The organism is Vibrio sp. 1562 (assembly GCF_033340155.1).
In the GTDB taxonomy this organism is placed as follows: Bacteria; Pseudomonadota; Gammaproteobacteria; order Enterobacterales; family Vibrionaceae; genus Vibrio; species Vibrio alginolyticus.
On sequence record NZ_JAWOVY010000462.1, the window covers coordinates 1 to 636 of the forward strand.

The window sequence follows — 636 nt, forward strand, 5'->3', positions numbered from 1 at the left end:
GACCTTGGAGCTAGCTCCAAGGTTTATCCTTAGTGGTAGATGAACAGTCTCAGCCAATAAGGAAAATAAACTATGTGTACAAAACATCAAGGTTGCCAGTCAGGCAAAATCAAAACTGCGGTGCCACTCAGTGCCCATGACTCTTGCTGCGCGCCAACTAAACCGACGCTAAATATTGCTCAAGCGGGTGTTGATACTGTTGAAAGCTCTTGCTGTAGTGGAGGCTGTTGCAGTTCGGACACCGCCGATGAAGAAGGCCCCGCGGAACAGCGAGAATCCTCGATTCGTAGCAGTTGGATCGTGTCCGACATGGACTGCCCGTCTTGTGCGCAAAAGCTTGAAAAAGCCATCATGTCATTGCAAGGCGTTACGAATGCTAAAGTCCTTTTTGCTACAGAAAAGTTAGTTGTCGATTTTGATGACCATTCTCTAAGTTCGATCATCGAACAAACAGCGCGCCAAACTGGTTTCCCGCTTTCTGCGCTGGATAAAGCAAAGCAAAAGAAAGAGAACAAAGGCTGGTTCGGTTTTGTTCAAGACAATCTACAGATTTTATCGATCGCAGGTGCAATGGCATTTGCGGGCCTTGTCGCAAGCATCAACCCTCAACTTAGTAGCTGGATTTTTACTTTAACT

Annotated in this window: 1 protein-coding gene; it reads left to right on the plus strand. The window is 46.5% G+C overall.

Annotation, left to right across the window (positions count from 1 at the left end; all coding sequences use genetic code 11):
* Positions 1-72: 72 nt before the first annotated feature.
* Positions 73-636: cation transporter (locus R7Z49_RS25830; protein ID WP_318112520.1), on the plus strand; the 564-nt coding region annotated here is incomplete at its 3' end.